Annotated in this window: 16 protein-coding genes; 15 read left to right on the top strand and 1 reads right to left on the bottom strand. The window is 71.4% G+C overall.

What is annotated here, in order from left to right; genetic code table 11:
• Positions 1–311: 311 nt before the first annotated feature.
• The 10 genes from WMF33_RS38280 to WMF33_RS38235 all read left to right on the top strand — a co-directional run bounded on the left by WMF33_RS38280 (position 312) and on the right by WMF33_RS38235 (position 10436).
• Entirely contained in the window at positions 312–1541 is a 1230-nt protein-coding gene (locus tag WMF33_RS38280; RefSeq protein ID WP_061628478.1) for an efflux RND transporter periplasmic adaptor subunit, read from the top strand.
• Entirely contained in the window at positions 1538–2236 is a 699-nt protein-coding gene (locus WMF33_RS38275) for an ABC transporter ATP-binding protein (RefSeq protein WP_129578919.1), read from the top strand. The genes WMF33_RS38280 and WMF33_RS38275 overlap by 4 nt, the downstream gene beginning before the upstream one ends.
• Positions 2233–3399, top strand: coding sequence for an ABC transporter permease (locus WMF33_RS38270; RefSeq protein ID WP_437333228.1), 1167 nt, complete (start codon positions 2233–2235; stop codon positions 3397–3399). The genes WMF33_RS38275 and WMF33_RS38270 overlap by 4 nt, the downstream gene beginning before the upstream one ends.
• A 52-nt stretch (positions 3400–3451) precedes the next feature.
• Entirely contained in the window at positions 3452–4618 is a 1167-nt protein-coding gene (locus WMF33_RS38265; protein ID WP_437333227.1) for an ABC transporter permease, read from the top strand.
• A 266-nt stretch (positions 4619–4884) separates the two neighbouring features.
• A complete protein-coding gene (locus WMF33_RS38260) occupies positions 4885–5760 on the top strand; it encodes a putative glycoside hydrolase (protein ID WP_061628475.1) in 876 nt (291 codons plus the stop codon).
• Between the two features lie 909 nt (positions 5761–6669).
• Positions 6670–7293, top strand: a complete 624-nt coding sequence (locus WMF33_RS38255) for an RNA polymerase sigma factor (RefSeq protein WP_437333226.1) — start codon at positions 6670–6672, stop codon at positions 7291–7293.
• Complete coding sequence (locus WMF33_RS38250; RefSeq protein WP_437333225.1) at positions 7290–7928, top strand: zf-HC2 domain-containing protein; 639 nt, start codon at positions 7290–7292, stop codon at positions 7926–7928. The genes WMF33_RS38255 and WMF33_RS38250 overlap by 4 nt, the downstream gene beginning before the upstream one ends.
• A 110-nt stretch (positions 7929–8038) precedes the next feature.
• A complete protein-coding gene (locus WMF33_RS38245) occupies positions 8039–8830 on the top strand; it encodes a DsbA family protein (RefSeq protein WP_437333224.1) in 792 nt (263 codons plus the stop codon).
• Positions 8831–9551: 721 nt separating this feature from the next.
• On the top strand, positions 9552–9995 hold the full coding sequence (locus WMF33_RS38240; protein ID WP_437333223.1) for a helix-turn-helix transcriptional regulator: 444 nt from the start codon (positions 9552–9554) through the stop codon (positions 9993–9995).
• Between the two features lie 54 nt (positions 9996–10049).
• Positions 10050–10436 (top strand): VOC family protein, encoded by a 387-nt coding sequence (locus tag WMF33_RS38235; protein ID WP_020739749.1) that lies wholly within the window; start codon positions 10050–10052, stop codon positions 10434–10436.
• Positions 10437–10508: 72 nt separating this feature from the next.
• Here the strand turns inward: WMF33_RS38235 and WMF33_RS38230 are convergent, their stop codons facing one another.
• Positions 10509–11390: an NAD-dependent epimerase/dehydratase family protein gene (locus tag WMF33_RS38230; protein WP_437333222.1), complete on the bottom strand. Its 882-nt coding sequence runs from the start codon at positions 11388–11390 to the stop codon at positions 10509–10511.
• 92 nt (positions 11391–11482) lie between these two features.
• Between WMF33_RS38230 and WMF33_RS38225 the strand changes: the two genes are divergently transcribed.
• From WMF33_RS38225 to WMF33_RS38205, 5 genes are all read left to right on the top strand, one after another.
• Positions 11483–12511, top strand: a complete 1029-nt coding sequence (locus WMF33_RS38225) for an AraC family transcriptional regulator (RefSeq protein WP_437333221.1) — start codon at positions 11483–11485, stop codon at positions 12509–12511.
• A gap of 260 nt (positions 12512–12771) precedes the next feature.
• On the top strand, positions 12772–13692 hold the full coding sequence (locus WMF33_RS38220) for a transposase (RefSeq protein ID WP_437333220.1): 921 nt from the start codon (positions 12772–12774) through the stop codon (positions 13690–13692).
• Positions 13693–14218: 526 nt separating this feature from the next.
• Positions 14219–14869, top strand: coding sequence for a TetR/AcrR family transcriptional regulator (locus WMF33_RS38215; protein ID WP_437333219.1), 651 nt, complete (start codon positions 14219–14221; stop codon positions 14867–14869).
• A gap of 465 nt (positions 14870–15334) precedes the next feature.
• Positions 15335–16012 (top strand): hypothetical protein, encoded by a 678-nt coding sequence (locus WMF33_RS38210; protein WP_437333218.1) that lies wholly within the window; start codon positions 15335–15337, stop codon positions 16010–16012.
• The gene (locus WMF33_RS38205) at positions 16009–16743 is read left to right on the top strand and encodes a hypothetical protein (RefSeq protein WP_061622162.1); all 735 of its coding nucleotides are present in this window, start codon (positions 16009–16011) and stop codon (positions 16741–16743) included. The genes WMF33_RS38210 and WMF33_RS38205 overlap by 4 nt, the downstream gene beginning before the upstream one ends.
• The last annotated feature ends 8 nt before the right edge of the window (positions 16744–16751 follow it).

Raw genomic sequence — 16751 nt, 5'->3', positions numbered from 1 at the left:
CCACGGTCGATAGTTAGGTAGCCATACTAACCAGCGCAGCGGTGCACCGGCGCGCGCGGCGTCCGGCGGCGTCTCGACGGCGCCGGAGGCATCCGGCGCCGCTCCGGACGGCCGCGGCGGCGCCGCTCCTCGACGCCGCATTGTAGTCGGGACGTGCAGATTGCCACGGCACAGGGCGCCGGTCCGCGAGGAGAGCGGCGAGCCGGTCGCGGCGCGCCGCCGCGGGCGCCTGTCGGGCGCGGCCGGCGCCGCGCATCAGGAATTAACGTTAGAATATAAACGCCACGCCCGAAGCGTGATAAGGAGGCGCCGTGTCCGACCAGCTCAGCTCGGATCTCGCATCGCTCCGGATCCGGCGGGACGTCGATCCCGATCGGCGGAGTCCGCTCCGCACCGCGCTCGTCGCCGTGCTCGCGCTCGCGGCGGTCGCCGGCGCCGCCGTGTTCGTCGCGCCGAGGGCGCAGAGCGCGATCTTCAAGACCGAGGTCGCCACCACCGAGGTCGCGCTGGTCTCGCCCGCGCAGGCCTCGATCTCGGTGACGTCGACCGGGTATGTGGTCCCGCAGGTCGTCTCCCGGGTCGGGGTCCGGATCCCGGGCCGCATCGCCCGGGTGTTCGTGAAGGAAGGCGACGTGGTGAAGGCGGGCGATCCGCTCGTGGAGCTCGAGGACGCCGACCAGAAGAGCCTCGTCGCCGCGGCCCAGGCCAAGGTCGCCGCGGCGCGGGCGCGCGCCGCCGCCTCCCGGGCGAGCATCGCCGAGGTGGAGCAGCAGGTCGCTCGGGAGCGGGCGCTGGTCGAGCGCCAGGTGACCGGCCGCGCCTCGATGGAGGACCTGACCGCGCGCATGAACGCCCTCGCGCAGTCGGCCGCGGCGGCCGACGCCGAGGTCAAGGCCGCGGCGGCCGACGTCGAGAGCCTCCGGGTCACGCTGGCCGAGCGGAAGATCGTCGCGCCGATCAGCGGCACGATCATGACGAAGCCGCCGGAGGTCGGGGAGGTCGTCGGCCTCGAGCTGCCGCGCCTCGTCGAGATCGCCGACTTCACGTCGCTCGTCGTCGAGACCGACGTCCCGGAGACGCGCCTTTACCTCATCGAGCCCGGCAAGCCGTGCGAGGTCGTCCTCGACGCGTATCCGTCGAAGCGCCACCGGTGCACGACGCTGGAGATCGGCAAGCGGGTGAACCGCGCCAAGGCGACCATCCCGGTCAAGGTGAAGTTCGTCGGGGAGGCGAAGGAGGCGCTGCCGGAGATGAGCGCGCGGGTGAGCTTCCTCGCGGAGGCGCTGTCCGAGGAGGCGATGAAGGAGCCGCCGAAGCGGGTCGTCCCGGAGGCCGCGGTGGTCGAGCGGGCCGGCGCCAAGGTGGTGTTCGTGGTCGACCAGGGCCAGACGAAGATGGTGCCGATCCGGGTGGGAGGGCCGGCGCCGGGGGGGCTGGAGCTGCTCGACGGCCCGGCCCCGGGGGCGCGCCTCGTGGTCAAGCCGCCCGCCGACCTCGCGGACGGCCAGAAGATCAAGGAGAAGGGAAAGGGGAGCGAATGACCGAGGGGTATCGCGACGGGAAGCCGAAGCCCATTGTCGAGCTGCAAGGGGTCGGCAAGACCTATTTCCGCGACAAGGAGCCGATCGTGGTGCTCGACGACATCACGCTCGATATCCCGGAGGGGTCGTACGAGGCGCTGATGGGCCCCTCGGGCTCGGGCAAGTCGACGCTCCTGAACCTCATCGCCGGGCTCGATCGCCCGACGCGCGGCACGGCGCGCGTGGCGGGGCAGGAGCTCACGCGGATGAGCGACGGCGAGCTGGCGCGCTTCCGGTCGAGGACGATGGGGTTCATCTTCCAGGCCTACAACCTGATGCCGGTCCTCACCGCGGCCGAGAACGTCGAGCTGCCGCTCCTGCTCACGGGCCTGTCGGCGTCCGAGCGGCGGAAGCGCGCGCAGACGGCGCTGCGCGTGGTCGGGCTGGAGGAGCGGATGGGCCATTATCCGCGGCAGCTCTCCGGCGGCCAGGAGCAGCGGGTGGCGATCGCGCGGGCGATCGTGAACGACCCGACGATCATCGTGGCGGACGAGCCGACCGGCGATCTCGATCGGAAGAGCGCCGACGAGATCCTGACGCTCCTGGAGAAGCTCAACAAGGAGTTCAAGAAGACCATCCTGATGGTCACGCACGATCCGCAAGCGGCCGAGCGCGCCACGGTGACGCGCCGGCTCGACAAGGGGAACCTGTCATGAACCTCGTCTCCGTCGCCGCCAGGAACGTCCTCCGGAACAAGTTCAGGACGCTGCTGACCGTGATCGGCGCGGCGGTGGCGGTGCTCGCGTTCGTGCTCCTCCGGACGGTGCTGACGGCGTGGAACGTCGCCGCCGACTACGCCGCGAAGGACCGGATCGCGACGCGGCACAAGATCTCGTTCATCCTCCCGTTGCCGAAGCGTTACATGACCACGCTCCGCGAGGTCCCCGGCGTGACGGAGGGGACGTTCATGAACTGGTTCGGCGGCAAGGATCCGCGCGACGCGACAAATTTCTTCGGCTCGATGGCGGTCGAGTCGGCGACGTTCTTCAAGGTCTACGACGAGATGGTGGTCTCGCCCGCGGACATGGAGCGGTGGCAGGCCGATCGCAAGGGCGCCATCGTGGGCGACGTCCTCGCGACGCGGCTCGGCGTGAAGGTGGGCGACACGGTGACGCTGGAGGGGTCGATCTACCCTGGGCCGTGGCAGTTCAACGTCTCGGGGATCTACACGGCGACGCGCAAGTCGATCGACCGCTCGCAGTTCATCTTCCATTACGATTACCTGAACGAGTCGATCCCCGAGCGGGATCGCGACCAGATCGGCTGGATGGCCGCGCGGATCGACGATCCGTCGCGGAGCGCGGAGATCAGCGCGGCGATCGACAAGATCTTCGATGAGAAGGACGTCCAGACGGCGACGATGAGCGAGCGGGCGATGAACCTGTCGTTCATGGCGATGATGTCGGCCGTGCTGACGGCGCTGAACGTGGTGTCCGTCATCATCCTCCTCATCATGATGATGATCCTCGGCAACACGATCGCGATGGGCGTCCGGGAGCGGTCGCGGGAGTACGGCGTGCTGCGCGCGCTCGGGTTCGAGCCCAAGCACGTGCGGATCTTCATCATCGGGGAGGCGGCGACCACCGGGCTGCTGGCGGGGCTCGTGGGGCTCGCGATCGCCTATCCGATCATCGAGCTCGGGATGGGGCGGTGGCTGGAGGAGAACATGGGCGGCATGTTCCCTTATTTCCGGATCGATCCTTTGACGATGGTGATGGCGGTGCTGCTCTCGATGGGGCTGTCGCTGGTCGCGTCGCTCCTGCCGGCGCACCAAGCCTCGAAGCTCTCGGTCACCGACGCGCTCCGGCGCGTGGCGTGAGCGAGCGACGTCGGAGCCTGTCCAGGACACCTGAAAGCGGGAGAGAGCGCTGATGATCCCCGTCGCTTACAACGTTCGGAATCTGGTGGTGCGCAAGACGACGACCGTCGCGACGGCGGCGGGGCTCGGCCTCGTGGTGTTCGTGTTCGCCTCGGTGCTCATGCTCGCGAACAGCGTGGAGCGCACGCTCGGGCGCACGGCGCGGAGCGACGTCGCGATCGTGATCCGGAAGGGATCGGACGTCGAGATGGCGAGCAGCGTCGAGGAGCAGCAGATCGGCTTGATCCTGGCGAGCGCCGAGGTGGCGAAGCGGCAGGACGGCAAGCCGGACGGCGCGGCGGAGGTCGTGGCGGTGATCCTCCTCGACAAGCTCGGCACGGACGGCGTCTCGAACGTCCAGGTGCGCGGCGTGCCGGACGACGTGCTCGCGTTTCGCTCGCAGGTGAAGATCATCGAGGGCCGGCCGGCGCAGCCGGGCACGGACGAGGTGATCGTGGGGCAGGCGATCTACCGCCGCTTCAAGGGCCTGTCGATCGGCGAGTCGTTCGATCTCCGCAAGAACCGGCCGGTGAAGGTGGTCGGGGTGTTCTCGGACGGCGGCTCCTCGTCGGAGTCCGAGGTCTGGGCCGATCTGCACACGGCGCGCGCGGCGTTCGGCCGGGAGGGGAGCGTGTCGTCGGTGCGCGCGCGGCTCGCCTCGGAGAGCAAGTTCGACGCGTTCGAGGCGTCGATCGAGCAGAACCGGAACCTCGGGCTCGAGGTGATGCGCGAGAGCGAGTATTACGAGAAGCAGTCCGAGGGGACGAGCATGTTCATCAAGGGGATGGGCGTGCTCATCGCGGTGTTCTTCTCGATCGGCGCGATGATCGGCGCGATGATCACGATGCACGCGTCGATCGCCAACCGGCAGCGCGAGATAGGCACGCTGCGGGCGCTCGGCTTCTCCCGGCTGAGCATCCTCACGTCGTTCCTGATCGAGTCGGTCCTCCTCGCGCTGGTCGGCGGGGCGCTCGGCGTGCTCGCCGCGCTCGGGATGAGGTTCGTGCGGTTCTCGACGATCAATTTCGCGAGCTTCTCGGAGATCGTGTTCACGTTCGAGCCGACGCCGGGGATCCTGATCGCGTCGGTGCTGCTCGCCGTGATCATGGGCGTGCTCGGCGGCTTCTTCCCGGCGCTGCGCGCGGCGCGGGTCAGCCCGATCCAGGCGATGCGGGGGTAGCTCGGGCGCGACGCGGGCGGCGGGAGGGTTCGGGGGTGGCCGGGATTCCAGGCCGCGAGACGAGCCTGGCGTACATGCAGGAGCACCCTTTCCTGGCGATCTGAGCGAGGGGCGCGCGGCCGCGTTGCGAGGCGGGGAGGGGGAGAGCGGGAGAGGGCCGAAGGGGCGGCGAGGGCGATGTGTGTCGGCCGGGGACGGTGCCTTGGCCGAGGGGGCTCGTGCGCGGGTGGCCGGCGGCGTGCTCTACGTTGGCCGGGGGGAACGGCATGCCCACGGTCACCAAGGCGATTTACGTGAACTTCGCGGCAGGGAGGAGCGCGGACCGGATGAATCGGCTCTCCTCCCTGGTTCAGCGGACGGAGCTGAACTCCCTGGTCATCGACGTCCGGTCGGATGGAGGAGCGCTCCTCCTGGATCGCGACGAGGCCACCAGGGTCAGGCTGGGAGCCCTTCGCGACGCCGGGATCTACCTCATCGCCCGGCTGGTCGCGTTCAAGGGAGGTCCGCGGGGCTGGTACGATCCAGGCTCGGAGGAGCGATGGCGAGAGATCGCGGAGATCTCGCTCCGTGCGTTCGAGGTCGGTTTCGACGAGGTGAATTACGATTACGTGCGCTATGGCGCGGCGCGCGAGCCGCGGTCGCGGACGCCGGTCGAGGAGAGGGCGCCGACGATCCGCGCTTTCTTCGAGTTCCTTCGCGCGGAGGTCGGCGACGCGGCGTCGCGGCCGATTTCGGCGGATCTGTTCGGGATCACGCTCCTCGGGCCGCAGGACGGCGTGGGCCAGCGGCTGGAGGATGCGGTGGAGCTCTTCGATTACGTGATGCCGATGCCGTACCCGTCGCACTGGGGGCCCGGCAGCTTCGGGCTCGCGAACCCTGCCCATCACCCGTACGAGACCGTCCACGCGTCGCTGTCGGCCGGCTGGCAGAGGGTGGCCGATCTGCCGGGGCGGATCGCGCTGCTGCGCAGCTGGGTGCAGGCGTTCGACCTGGACAGCTCGCGCCCGATGCGGCGGTACAAATATACGCCGTGGCATGTTCGGGAGCAGATCCGGGCGATCGAGGACGCCGGCTGCGCCGGCTACGCGGCGTGGAATGCCCGCAGCGCGTACGAGGAGAGCGCGTTCTTGCCAGGGGGGTAGCCCGACCGGGTTGAGCGGCAGCCTGACCCGGGTTGAGCCGACCAGCGGCAGCCCGACCCGGGTTGAGCTGAACTAGTGGAGCGTTCTATAAGTCTTTCAACATCGACCCGCGCAACCCGACCCGGGTTGCGGATTGCGAGGATCGCCGACCCGAGGAGCGATCCGCCCCGGGTCGATTCGACCCGACCAGCGGCAGCCCGACCCGGGTTGAGCCGACCAGCGACCCGACCCGGGTTGAGATGAACAAGGGTAGGCGACCGACCCGGACCGGACCGACCCGGGTTGACCGACCCGATCCGGGTTGAGGTGCGACCGACCAGGAGGCGGGTTGCGGATTGCGAGGATCGCCGACCCGAGGAGCGAGCCGCCCCGGGTCGAATCGAATCGACCCGACCCGGGTTGCGCTGCCGCGACCCGACCCAGGTTGAGCGGGGACGACCCGGCCCGGGTTGAGCCGAGGCGGCAACCTGACCGGGGCAGCGGCAGCCGCGGGAGCCGGACCCGGGTTGCGGTGAACGGCAACCCGGCCCGGAGTGATCCGACCCAGGTTGAGCCAGCGACTTGGCTCAGTTTGAGCGGCGGCGCGGTTCGCGGGGTCAACCGCGGGTCGCGGGTTAACCCGCGTGGGCAACCGACCTGGGCAACCGACCCAGGTTGAGTGGCGCGCGGAGTGGCGCGCGCGGGGTCAACCCGGGTCGGGGCGGACCGCGGGGTCAACCCGGGTCGGGTCAGACCGCGGGGTCAACCCGGGTCGGGTCAGACCGCGGGGTCAACCCGGGTCGGGTCAGCAGGTCAGCAGACCGCCCCCGCGCCCCCGCGCCCCCGCGGTGCCCCGCGCTCCCGCGCTCCGTCTTCGTCGAGGGCCTGTAACCTCCGGCCAGAGCCGGCCACAGTGGCTGCGTGGCATCCATGCCTGACGTGTGGCCCGCCGCGAGGGCGCTTGCGCTCGACGAGCGCAGCGCTCCGGCCGACCAGCTCACGGAGCTGCGCGCCTGCGCCGCGACCCGGCGCACGCTCGCGGAGCTCTACGCCGCGCACGCTCGGGGCGTGCACCGGTTCCTCTGCGACCTCCTCGGGGACAGCGCCGCCGCGGCGGACGCGACGCAGGAGACCTTCGTCCGCGCCTACCGGCGTCTGCACACGCTGCAGGCCGTCGAACGCCCAGCGCCGTGGCTCTTCGGCATCGCCCGGCACGTGTCCCTGGAGTTCCGCAGGGCGCGCGTGCGCCGGCGGCGGGTCGTGGACGACGCGCCGCTCGAGCCGTGGGAAGTGCGCGGCGAGGGCGGCAGCGCCCTGCCGTCGCCGGAGGACGAGCTGCTCGGCCGGGAAGCCATCGGCGTCGTGCAAGGCGCGCTCGCGCAGCTCACCGAGGACCGCCGCGCGGCGCTGCTGCTCCGGCTCGACCACGGCCTCTGCTACGAGGACATCGCGCGCCTGATGGAGTGGAGCGTGCCCAAGACCAAGGTCGAGATCCACCGCGCCCGGCAGGTGTTGCGCGCGGTGCTGGCACGTTACGAAGGAGGCCAGCGATGAACGCATGCCCGATCGAGGCGGTGGAGGCGTACGCCGACGGCACGCTCGACCCGGCCGAGGCGCAGCGCGTCGCCGCGCACATCGAAGCGTGCCGCCGCTGCGCGGCCGAGCTCCGCTGCCTCCGCGCCGAGCAACGGCTGTTCACAGCGCGCGCGGCGGCGCTCCCCGGGCCGCCCTTGCTCGAAGCGGTGCTCGCGCGCGCCGCCGAGGGCACGCCCGCGCGCGCGGTCGAGGACGCGGCGCCGTGGGCGAACGCGGATGCCGGCGCGCCGGCCCGTCGCGGCCCCGGCGGGCGTCGGGCGGCGCGGGCATCGGCCCCGTGGGGGATGCGTGCGATGGCCGCGGCCGTCGCGCTGGCGCTCGCCGCCGTCGCGGCGCAGCCGCGCCCTGCCGAGCCGCCGCCCGTCGAGGCGGTGGCTGATCCCCCGCCGGCGCGGACCGACGAGGCCGCGCGCGCGTCTGAAGCGCGCGCCGCGGAGCCGCTCGAGGACGATGTGATCGCAAACGCGCCCCTCTGCGACGAGAGCGTCTGCGACGGGTGTGTGCCCGCCGTATCGTCGATGGAGGAGGCCGCGGCCGAGCGCGTCGCCCCTGGTCACGCGGCTCCGGGCGGGGAGGCGGGCAGCGCGCCGTAGCGCGTAACTCGCGACGTCGGCGGGCCACAGCGCTGGTGAGGCCCGCGGGGGAGCGGGCGCCGCGCCGCGGCGCCGGCAGCGCCATGCCGCGCGGCCGAGGAGGAACCACGATGAGCCGCTCGATTCGATGCCTGTCCATCCAGATGTCCCGTGTCGCTGTGCTCGCGCTCCTTGCCGCAGTCGTCTCCGCGACTGCGTGCACCGAGGCGCGCGGGGACACCGAGAACCAACCGCTCCCTCGAGGCGAGCGTGCCCCGGCGGCGCGCGCCCCCGCGCCCGCTGCGGAGGAGCGCGCCCCCGCGGCCGCGGGCTGCGACGACCCGGGCCGGTCCTGCGACTGCGACGCGCACAGCGCCGGCGCGGAGCCCCCGGAGCAGCTGCCGGTCGAGGCGGTGGCAATCGGCGCCGCGCCCGCGCGCGGCCCGGAGGACGCCCCGGTGACGGTCGTGATCTTCTCGGACTTCGAATGTCTCTTCTGCGCAAAGGCGTCGCGGACCCTCAGAGAGCTCGAGGCCGAGTACCAGGGCAAGCTCCGTGTCGCCTACAAGCACCGTCCGCTGCCGATTCACGCGCGGGCGCGCGCGGCAGCGAGGGCATCGCTCGCCGCGCACGAGCAAGGCAGGTTCTGGGAGTTCCACGACGCGCTCTTCGCGTCACCCGGCGCGCTCGACGACGCCTCGCTGGAGCGCGCCGCGTCCAGTCTCGGCCTCGACCTCGCCCGCTTCAAGCGCGATGTGCGCTCCAGCGCGCTCGACGCCGCCGTCGCGGCCGACGACGAGGAGGCGACCCGGCTCGGTCTCCGGGGCACACCGACGATCTTCGTGAACGGGCGCCGCATCATCGGCGCGCAGCCCGCGGAGGTCCTCCGCGGTGCGATCGACCAGGCCCTCGCCGCGCGCTGAGGAGAGCGCGCGACCGGCGACCGAAGCGCCGACGGCGCGAATCGTCATGTATCTCGGCATACCTTCGAATGATTCCGGCGACGTAGCACCGTCCGCAGCCACGCGCGCCGACCGCCGCCAGGGCGCCACCGGCGCCGCAGTTGATCTCGCGCAGCAGCCGCGACACGCGCACCTCCGTCCGCGGCGAAATCGACGTCCGCCCCCTCAAGCGGGTGCCGCGACCCGACCCGGGTTGAGGCGTCATGCGACCCGACCCGGGTTGAGTGAGGCGTCGAGCGACCCGACCCGGGTTGAGGTGTCCGACCCGGGTTGAGGCGTCCGACCCGCGGACCCGCGCAACCCGGGTTGAGGCACGCGACCGCGACCCGGGTTGAGGTGCCCGGACCTGGGTAGGCGTCAGCGACCCGACCCGGGTTGAGGCGTCGAGCGACCCGACCCGGGTTGAGGTGTCCGGAGGTGTCCGACCTGGGTTGAGGTGTCCGACCCGCGCAACCCGGGTTGAGGCAGGCGACCGCGACCCGGGTTGAGGTGCCCGGGTTGAGGTGTCCGGACTTGGGTTGAGGCGGCCGGGTTGAGCTGGCCCCACCTGGCCCCACCCGACCCGGGTTGAGGCAGCGACCCGGAGGCAGCGACCCGCAGGGCAGGTCACGCTGCGCCAGCCCGCGGGTCGGGTTGCGCCGCTTGTGCCCGTTGCCGCCGCAGCCTATCGTGGACGCTGGCGATGCTGCTGGGACAGGACGCACTGAGGAATCTCTGTCGGGCACGCGACCTGCTTTCCGAGGTGCACGACGCGAAGCTGTCGATCGAGGAGGTGGCCCGCGAGGTGGCGATCTCTCCTTATCACTTCATTCGGCAGTTCGAGGCCGTGTTCGGCGTGACCCCGCACCAGTATCGCATCCGGCAGCGCCTCGACCTGGCCAAGCAGCTCCTGGCCGCCGGGCGGCACTCCGTGACCGACGTATGCATGGAGGTAGGATTCTCCAGCCTCGGCAGCTTCAGCGCTCTGTTCGCGCAGCGCATCGGCATGCCGCCTTCGGCGTACCAGCGGCGGCTGCGCGCGATGGTCCAGGTGCCGGGGAAGCTCCCGTGGGAGCTCGTCCCGGGGTGCCTCAGCCTGATGGGCCGCCTGCCGCCGGAGGCGTTTCGCAGTTTTCGAGAAGCCTGAGCCGGGCGACCCTGGCAAAGTCGGCCCAGAACCGCCAGCTCAGCGAGGCAAACGATGAAGATCAAGCTCAACAGCATCATGGTCGAGGACCAGGACCGAGCGCTGAAGTTCTACACCGAGGTGCTCGGGTTCAAGAAGAAGAACGACCTCCCCGTCGGGGAGTATCGATGGATCACCGTGGTCTCGCCGGAGGGCCCCGACGACGTCGAGCTCGTGCTGGAGCCGAACGCCAACCCGGCGGCGAAGACGTTCCAGCAGGCGATGTTCGCGCAGGGCATCCCGCTCACCGCGTTCGAGGTGACCGACCTGCGAGCCGAATTCGCGCGCCTCAAGGAGCGCCAGGTCGCGTTCACGCAGGAGCCCACCCCGATGGGCCCAGTCATGATCGCGGTGTTCTCGGACACTTGCGGGAACCTGATCCAGCTCTATCAGCCGCTCTAGCCAGCGAGCGCCGCTCTGCGGGCGCTCCAGCAGCAGAGCTCGGGGGCCGCCGCCGCTGCCCTGGAGCGCGGTTCACGAGGCTCCGTACCCCTGCGCGGGGTTGCGCAGCGCGCCACAGATCCCTCCGAGCGCCTCTCCCACGCGCGGCGTCCAGCCGAGGCGGCGCAGCTTGGCCGCATCGAGGGCGGCGTCCATGGCCAGGAAGCCTGCCATGAGCCCGTGCGCGGCCCGGGCCTCGGCGAGGCTCCACGAGCGCACGGGCACCCTGGCGACATCGCCGATCGCCGAGAAGAGGGTCGCCATCGGCTCGGGCGACGCGTCGGCGGCGTGGAACACGCCCGCCGCGTCCGACTCCAGCAGCATGGCGTAGGCCACCGCCAGATCCCGCACATGAACGGTGGACCAGCGGTTCGTGCCGTCATCGATATAGCGCGCCACCCCCGCTGCGCGCGCGGCGCTCACCAGGCCCGCCACTGGGCCCGCGCCATCGCCGTAGACCATCGGAGGTCGCACGACCAGACCGCGGAGCCTCGCCGCGCCGAGCACGCGCGACTCGGCCGCCACCAGCCACTCGAGCGGCCCACCGGGGTTGACCGTATCGTCCTCCGACACGGGCACCCGCGAGGATCGTGCCATCGGCGCCCCGGTGGTCGTGACGAAGGCGCCGCCGTTCATGGCCGCGAGCATCGCGGTGACCGCCGCCGCGTCCGTGGCGGCGCGATCCTCCCCCGCCGTGGCCGCGGTGTGCACCACGCCGTCGCCGGCCGCCGCCTCGCGCGCGAGCACGTCCAGCTGGTCGAGATCGCCCCGCACCGGATCCGCTCCGCAGGCCCGAACCGTCGCCTCCGACGCGTCGCTGCGCGCGAGCCCGCGAACGCGATGTCCGCGCGTGACCAGGGCGCGGGCGACCGCCGAACCGATGAATCCGCTCGCGCCCGTGATGAAGATGTCCATGTCTGGCTCCTTGTGGGTTGGTGGTCGAAGCCTGGCGGACGCCCCGCGGGTCATCCATGTGGTAGAGTCCACGTCCCTTTTGCGATCGTCCAATGCCGGATGTCCTCACCGCGCTGCTCCGCCACGTGCGCATCGAGGCCAGCCACTTCGGCCGTGTCGAGCTCGGAGCCCCCTGGGGGGCCCGCGTCGGCCGGCGAGAGCTCGTCTTGCTCCACCACCTGCTCGAAGGCGAGATGTGGCTGGAGCTGGATGGCCGAGAGATTCACGTGGGTCGGGGCGACCTGCTGCTCTTGCCGCACGGCGTTCCCCACTGCCTCCGGCACCGACCCGGGGCACCGGTCGACGACGAGGGGCGCTGGCTCGCGCCTCCTGCGCCGGGTGCGCAGCCGGTGCGGCGCCGGCTTGGCGGCGACGGCGCGAGGACGGTGGTGCTCTGCGCCGCCATGAGCCTCGTCGGCGCCGGGAGGTCGCTGCTGCTGCGCGCGCTGCCCTCGGTGGTGCTCCTTCACGGCGGCTCCGGAGAGCCCGTGCCCGGTCTCGGCCGGCTCCTGGACGGCATCCGCGACGAGGTGCACGTCCGGCGACCTGGCGCACCGGTGATGGCCGCGCGCTTCGCGGAGCTGCTCCTGCTGCAGGCGATTCGCGCGGAGCTCGAGCGCCCCGCGCCTGCTGGCTCCTTTCGAGCCGCGCTCGCGGACGAGCGCGTCGCCCGCGCTCTAGACGCGCTCTACCTGGCGCCGGAGCGCACGTGGACCGTGGCGTCGCTCGCGCGGCAGGCGGGCATGAGCCGCTCGGGTTTCGCTCATGCATTTCGCGAGCAGGTGGGGGAGAGCCCGCTCCGGCACCTGATGCGCTGGCGTATGGAGCTGGCGAAGGAGAAGCTGCGGGAGCATCCCGAGCTTGCCCTCGCCGAGGTGGCGTCGTCGGTGGGCTACCGGGACCAGGCCGCCTTCAGCGTCGCATTCCGTCGAGAGGTCGGGATTTCCCCGGGAGCCTATCGGGCAATCGGATCCGCAACAACAACCCGACCCGGGTTGGACCCGGCCCGAGACGACCCGACCCAGGTTGGACCCGGCCGGGTTGAAGACGACTTGACCCAGATTGGACCCGTCCCGGGTTGAGGTAGCCAGACAGAGCAACGGAGCAGAGGGCAGCACGACCCAGGTTGAGGTAGCAACAGCAACAGAGGTAGCAACAAGGTCAAGGTCGAGGTAGCAACAAAGCAAAGCAAGATAACAGCGGCAGAGATAGCTGCAGCCAGGATCAATCAGGATGGCGGACACGGAGGGCGCCATGGCGCCGCCACCCACGGAGCTGATGTAACTCCTTGAAATCACCAGTGGGAACTGCTGGTATGGTGTTTGCTGGTGCACGCTCAGCCATGAGCCAGCCCCGCGAGATCACTCCCGGCGCCACGTACATGATCACCCGTCGCGTCCTGCGTCGACATCTGCTCTTCCGCCCCGACGCCGCGATCACTCAGCTCCTGATTTACGCCCTGGCGGTCTCCGCGCGGCGCTATGGCCTCCGGGTCCACGCGCTCTGCGCGATGTCAACGCATCTGCACTTGATCGTGACCGACGTAGCGGGCGTTTTGCCGCGCTTCCTGCAGTTCTTCCATCGCATCGTCGCGCTCGGCACGAAGGTGCTCCGCACATGGGAAGGACCGGTGTGGGACCATGAGGCCCCGAGCGTGGTACGGCTGCTGACGCGCGCGGCCGTAGTGGAGAAGATCGCGTATATACTCGCAAATCCCGTGGCTGCAGGCCTCGTCCGACATGCGCGTGAGTGGCCGGGCGCCAAGGTGGATATGGACGCGCTCGGTCACGGCGTGCTGCGCGCCGCGCGCCCCTCTGCGTATCTTGACCCGGAAAACCCTCAGTGGCCTGAGGAAATTACGCTCTCGCTCTCGCTGCCGCCGGTCATTGAACAGGATGGCGCGGAGGCCTTCCGTCAAGAGGTCGCCGCCGAGCTCGAGCGCCAGGAAGCGCAGGCCCATGCGGAGCTGCTGCGGCAGGGGCGTCGCTTCCTGGGCGCCGAGCGAGTACGTGAGGTCTCCCCCTACGCGCGTGCTACGAGCTTTGAGGCGCTGCGCGAATGCAATCCTACGTTCGCGGTCGGCAGCGAGCAGGGGGATGCTTGGCGCATCGCTGGTGCTGCTGTGCGGGCGTTTCGCGCTTCGTACCGCGCGGCGCTCGAACGCTGGCGCGCCGGGGTGCGCAGCGTCGTATTCCCGGCGGGGACGTGGTGGATGCGCGTGTTTCACGGCGTCATGGTGCAGGACCTCGTGCTCTCGGCATAGACGCGGCGCAATTGGGCGCGCAGGGAGCGGCCACAACCTGGATTGTGGCCGCCCAGCATGGTCGTGTGGCGGGCGACGCGAGTCGTCTCCGTGTCGCGGCGCGACTGCCAACCCGGTTCGGGCGATCGGCCACAGGTCGCCGCAACCTGCGTTAGACCACCTCCGTGACCGTCAACCCGGGTCGAGGCTCGCGGGTCGACCCGGGTCGGGGCACGTTGCACGTCTCAACCGGGGTCGTGCACGTCTCAACCCGGGTCGGGTCGCGTCGCGGGTGGAGTCGCGTCGGGGTCACATGATTGCCGACCTGGGTCGATTCGGTAGCCAACCCGGGTCGGGTCGATCCCGGTCTGGTCAACCCGGGTCGGGTCGCGGGTCAACCCGGGTCGGGTCGCCGGGGTCGCGGGTCAACCCGGGTCGGGTCGCGCGCGACGGACGGCGCCTCGCGGGTCAACCCGGGTCGGGTCGCGACGCCTGCGCCTCGCGGGTCAACCCGGGTCGGGTCGACGCCTCTGGTATGCTGGCGATCATGTCCAGCTCGAGGGTCAGGCAAGCGCACGGGAACGAGACCCGCGAGCTCATCGTCGCCACCGCGGAGCGGCTCTTCGCCGAGCAGGGGGTAGCGGCGGTCTCGAACCGTCAGGTGAGCGAGGCCGCGGGGCAGGCGAACAACTTTGCCGTCGGCTATCACTTCGGCACCAAGGCCGACCTCGTGCTCGCCATCGTCCGCCGCCATGCCCCGGCCATCGAGCGACGGCGCGCGGAGATGCTGGCCTCGATCAAGGGCTCGTCCGACCTGCGCGACTGGATCGGGTGCCTGGTGCGGCCGCTCACCGAGCACCTCGCCTCGCTGGGCAGCCCGAGCTGGTACGCGCGCTTCATCGCCCAGGCGACGACCGACCCTGCCTTCCGCCGCATCGTGATCGACGAGACCGTCGCCTCGACGTCGATGCAGGAGACCATCGAAGGGCTGATCCGGCTCATGCCGGTCCTCCCGGAGGAGGTGCGCGCCGAGCGCGGCGACATGAGCCGGCAGCTCATCGTGCACATGTGCGCCGAGCGTGAGCGGGCGCTGCAAGCGGGCACCGCCACGACGCGAGCAACGTGGGAGGCCGCCGCGGTCGGGCTGGTGGACGCCCTCGTCGGGCTGTGGCGGGCCCCGTTCACCCCCACGACCTGATCCACGGCGCTGGCACGACAGACCAGGAATCCGAGGGGTCGATGCACGCGTATCGTGCGCCTCGCGGAGCACCGCAGAGCAGGCCAGCGCCGCCTGCTCGCGCCAAAGGCGCTCACCGGCCGGACGACGGCAACGTGTCCGTCCTCGACGGCGCCCCCGGAGGAGCTCCACGCCGCCGTCCCGGCGCCGCGATAAGGCTCGAAGCGCGCGAGAACACCCCTCCGAGCATCAGCGGCCGTCGCAATCACGCCGGCAGCCGCGCGGCGATGCCCGCGCCCTCGTGAGCGCCGCGACGGCAGGGACCGCGGCGCCATTGTTCGGCTTTCCGATTCAATGCTGTGTAGAAAATGCAGATTCCCTTCGCTTTCCTGCGCGCATACGCTGATTCACGCGGGCCGCGCGAGCGGCTCGTACTGCGGCGGAGGCACTCCGCAGCGCGTACCACCTTTCGTGGAGGCGAACTGTATGCGTGAGGAGACGAGACGGGCAGCATTGCGTGCGGCGGCGCGGGTCGCGCTGGGGGCGCTGGCCTATGGCGCCTCGGTCGGCTGCGGCGGGCATATCACCACCGGCGGGCCGTCATCGGATCTGGATCCCGACGAGCACCTCGCGACGGAAGCGCCGGAATCACCGGACGCGCCGGGATCGCCGGACGCGCCCGACGACGCGGCTCCGGCCGGAGGCGACGGCGGTGCAGCGCCGACGGCGGAGGAGCCCGCGCCCGGCTGCACGCCCGCGGAAGGCGATCCGGACTGCTCCGAGGCCGCCCAACCGGAGCCGCCCGAGCTCGCGTGCGCCGAGCCGGCGAGCCTCGACGACGCGGAGGCCCGCCCTCGCGCGGAGCTCGATTGCTGCCTCGGCTACACGGCAGAGCGCGCGCCCGAGCGCGGGGCAGGCCTCTCCGAGCAGGAGGTGGCCGCCCTCGCGGAGGACGCCTCCTTCGTGAACTGCTGCACGGCGTTGATCGTCGGCGTGGGCGCCGGCGCCATCTCGTACCCGGAGGCCGAGCCGGTCCGCGGCGTCTGCTGTTTCGGCGACGTGGTCGCGCCCGAGCAGGAGCTCTATTTCCAGACGTTCTGCACGCCGTGGGGCCCCCCGGTCCCGCCCGCGCTCGACGCCGACGCCGCGCCGGAGGTCGCATGAACGCCTCGCAGCTCGATCTCCGCGACGAGGCGCGCGCCCGCGCCTTGGACGTGAGCGGGTATCCGGCGGCGCTGTTCCCCTCGGCGATCCGCACCTGGCACGGGCGGATGGTGAACGAGCACGCGTCCTCGGCGGTGTTCGAGGCGCTCGCGCGCCAGCTCGCCGAGGCGGGCTTCCCGAAAGAGCTCGCCGACGCGTGCCGGGGCTTCGCCGCCGAGGAGCGCCGGCACGGGATCCTCTGCGGCGCCGTCGTGGAGGCCCTCGGCGGGACCGCCACCGCGAGCGTCCCGGAGCGCCCGGAGTTCCCCCTGCACCGCGACGCGCCCCCCCGCGCCGCCGTGCTCCGCAACGTGATCCACGTCTGCTGCATGAGCGAGACCGTGGCCGTGGCCCTGATCGGCGCCGAGCGGCTGGAGATGCCGCCCGGGCCGCTGCTCGAGCTGCTGACGCGCATCTATGCCGACGAGGTCGGGCACGCCCGCTTCGGCTGGCGCCTGCTCGAGCAGGTCGCGCCGGAGCTCTCCGCGGCGGAGCGGACCGCGGTCGAGCGCTACTTCCCCGTCGCGTTCCGGCACCTCGTGCAGCACGAGCACGCGCACTTGCCGCCCCACGACGCTCCGCCGCGAGGCGAGCAGCTCGGGCTGTGCAGCGGCCTGAAAGCGCGCGTGCTGCTCGACGAGACCATCGAGGAGGTCATCCGCCCCGGGCTCCGTCGCTACTTCGCGTGCTGACCCGCCGC

The organism is Sorangium sp. So ce394 (assembly GCF_051474665.1).
In the GTDB taxonomy this organism is placed as follows: domain Bacteria; phylum Myxococcota_A; class Polyangia; order Polyangiales; family Polyangiaceae; genus Sorangium; species Sorangium cellulosum_D.
This window is presented reverse-complemented; position numbering and strand designations above follow the sequence as displayed.

Bases quoted from the DNA above. Each gene is read 5' to 3' on its own strand.
- WMF33_RS38275 (WP_129578919.1), top strand. From the start codon at position 1,538: ATGACCGAGGGGTATCGCGACGGGAAGCCGAAGCCCATTGTCGAGCTG.
- WMF33_RS38270 (WP_437333228.1), top strand. From the start codon at position 2,233: ATGAACCTCGTCTCCGTCGCCGCCAGGAACGTCCTCCGGAACAAGTTC.
- WMF33_RS38265 (WP_437333227.1), top strand. From the start codon at position 3,452: ATGATCCCCGTCGCTTACAACGTTCGGAATCTGGTGGTGCGCAAGACG.
- WMF33_RS38260 (WP_061628475.1), top strand. From the start codon at position 4,885: ATGCCCACGGTCACCAAGGCGATTTACGTGAACTTCGCGGCAGGGAGG.
- WMF33_RS38255 (WP_437333226.1), top strand. From the start codon at position 6,670: ATGCCTGACGTGTGGCCCGCCGCGAGGGCGCTTGCGCTCGACGAGCGC.
- WMF33_RS38250 (WP_437333225.1), top strand. From the start codon at position 7,290: ATGAACGCATGCCCGATCGAGGCGGTGGAGGCGTACGCCGACGGCACG.
- WMF33_RS38245 (WP_437333224.1), top strand. From the start codon at position 8,039: ATGAGCCGCTCGATTCGATGCCTGTCCATCCAGATGTCCCGTGTCGCT.
- WMF33_RS38240 (WP_437333223.1), top strand. From the start codon at position 9,552: ATGCTGCTGGGACAGGACGCACTGAGGAATCTCTGTCGGGCACGCGAC.
- WMF33_RS38235 (WP_020739749.1), top strand. From the start codon at position 10,050: ATGAAGATCAAGCTCAACAGCATCATGGTCGAGGACCAGGACCGAGCG.
- WMF33_RS38230 (WP_437333222.1), bottom strand. From the start codon at position 11,390: ATGGACATCTTCATCACGGGCGCGAGCGGATTCATCGGTTCGGCGGTC.
- WMF33_RS38225 (WP_437333221.1), top strand. From the start codon at position 11,483: ATGCCGGATGTCCTCACCGCGCTGCTCCGCCACGTGCGCATCGAGGCC.
- WMF33_RS38220 (WP_437333220.1), top strand. From the start codon at position 12,772: ATGAGCCAGCCCCGCGAGATCACTCCCGGCGCCACGTACATGATCACC.
- WMF33_RS38215 (WP_437333219.1), top strand. From the start codon at position 14,219: ATGTCCAGCTCGAGGGTCAGGCAAGCGCACGGGAACGAGACCCGCGAG.
- WMF33_RS38210 (WP_437333218.1), top strand. From the start codon at position 15,335: ATGCGTGAGGAGACGAGACGGGCAGCATTGCGTGCGGCGGCGCGGGTC.
- WMF33_RS38205 (WP_061622162.1), top strand. From the start codon at position 16,009: ATGAACGCCTCGCAGCTCGATCTCCGCGACGAGGCGCGCGCCCGCGCC.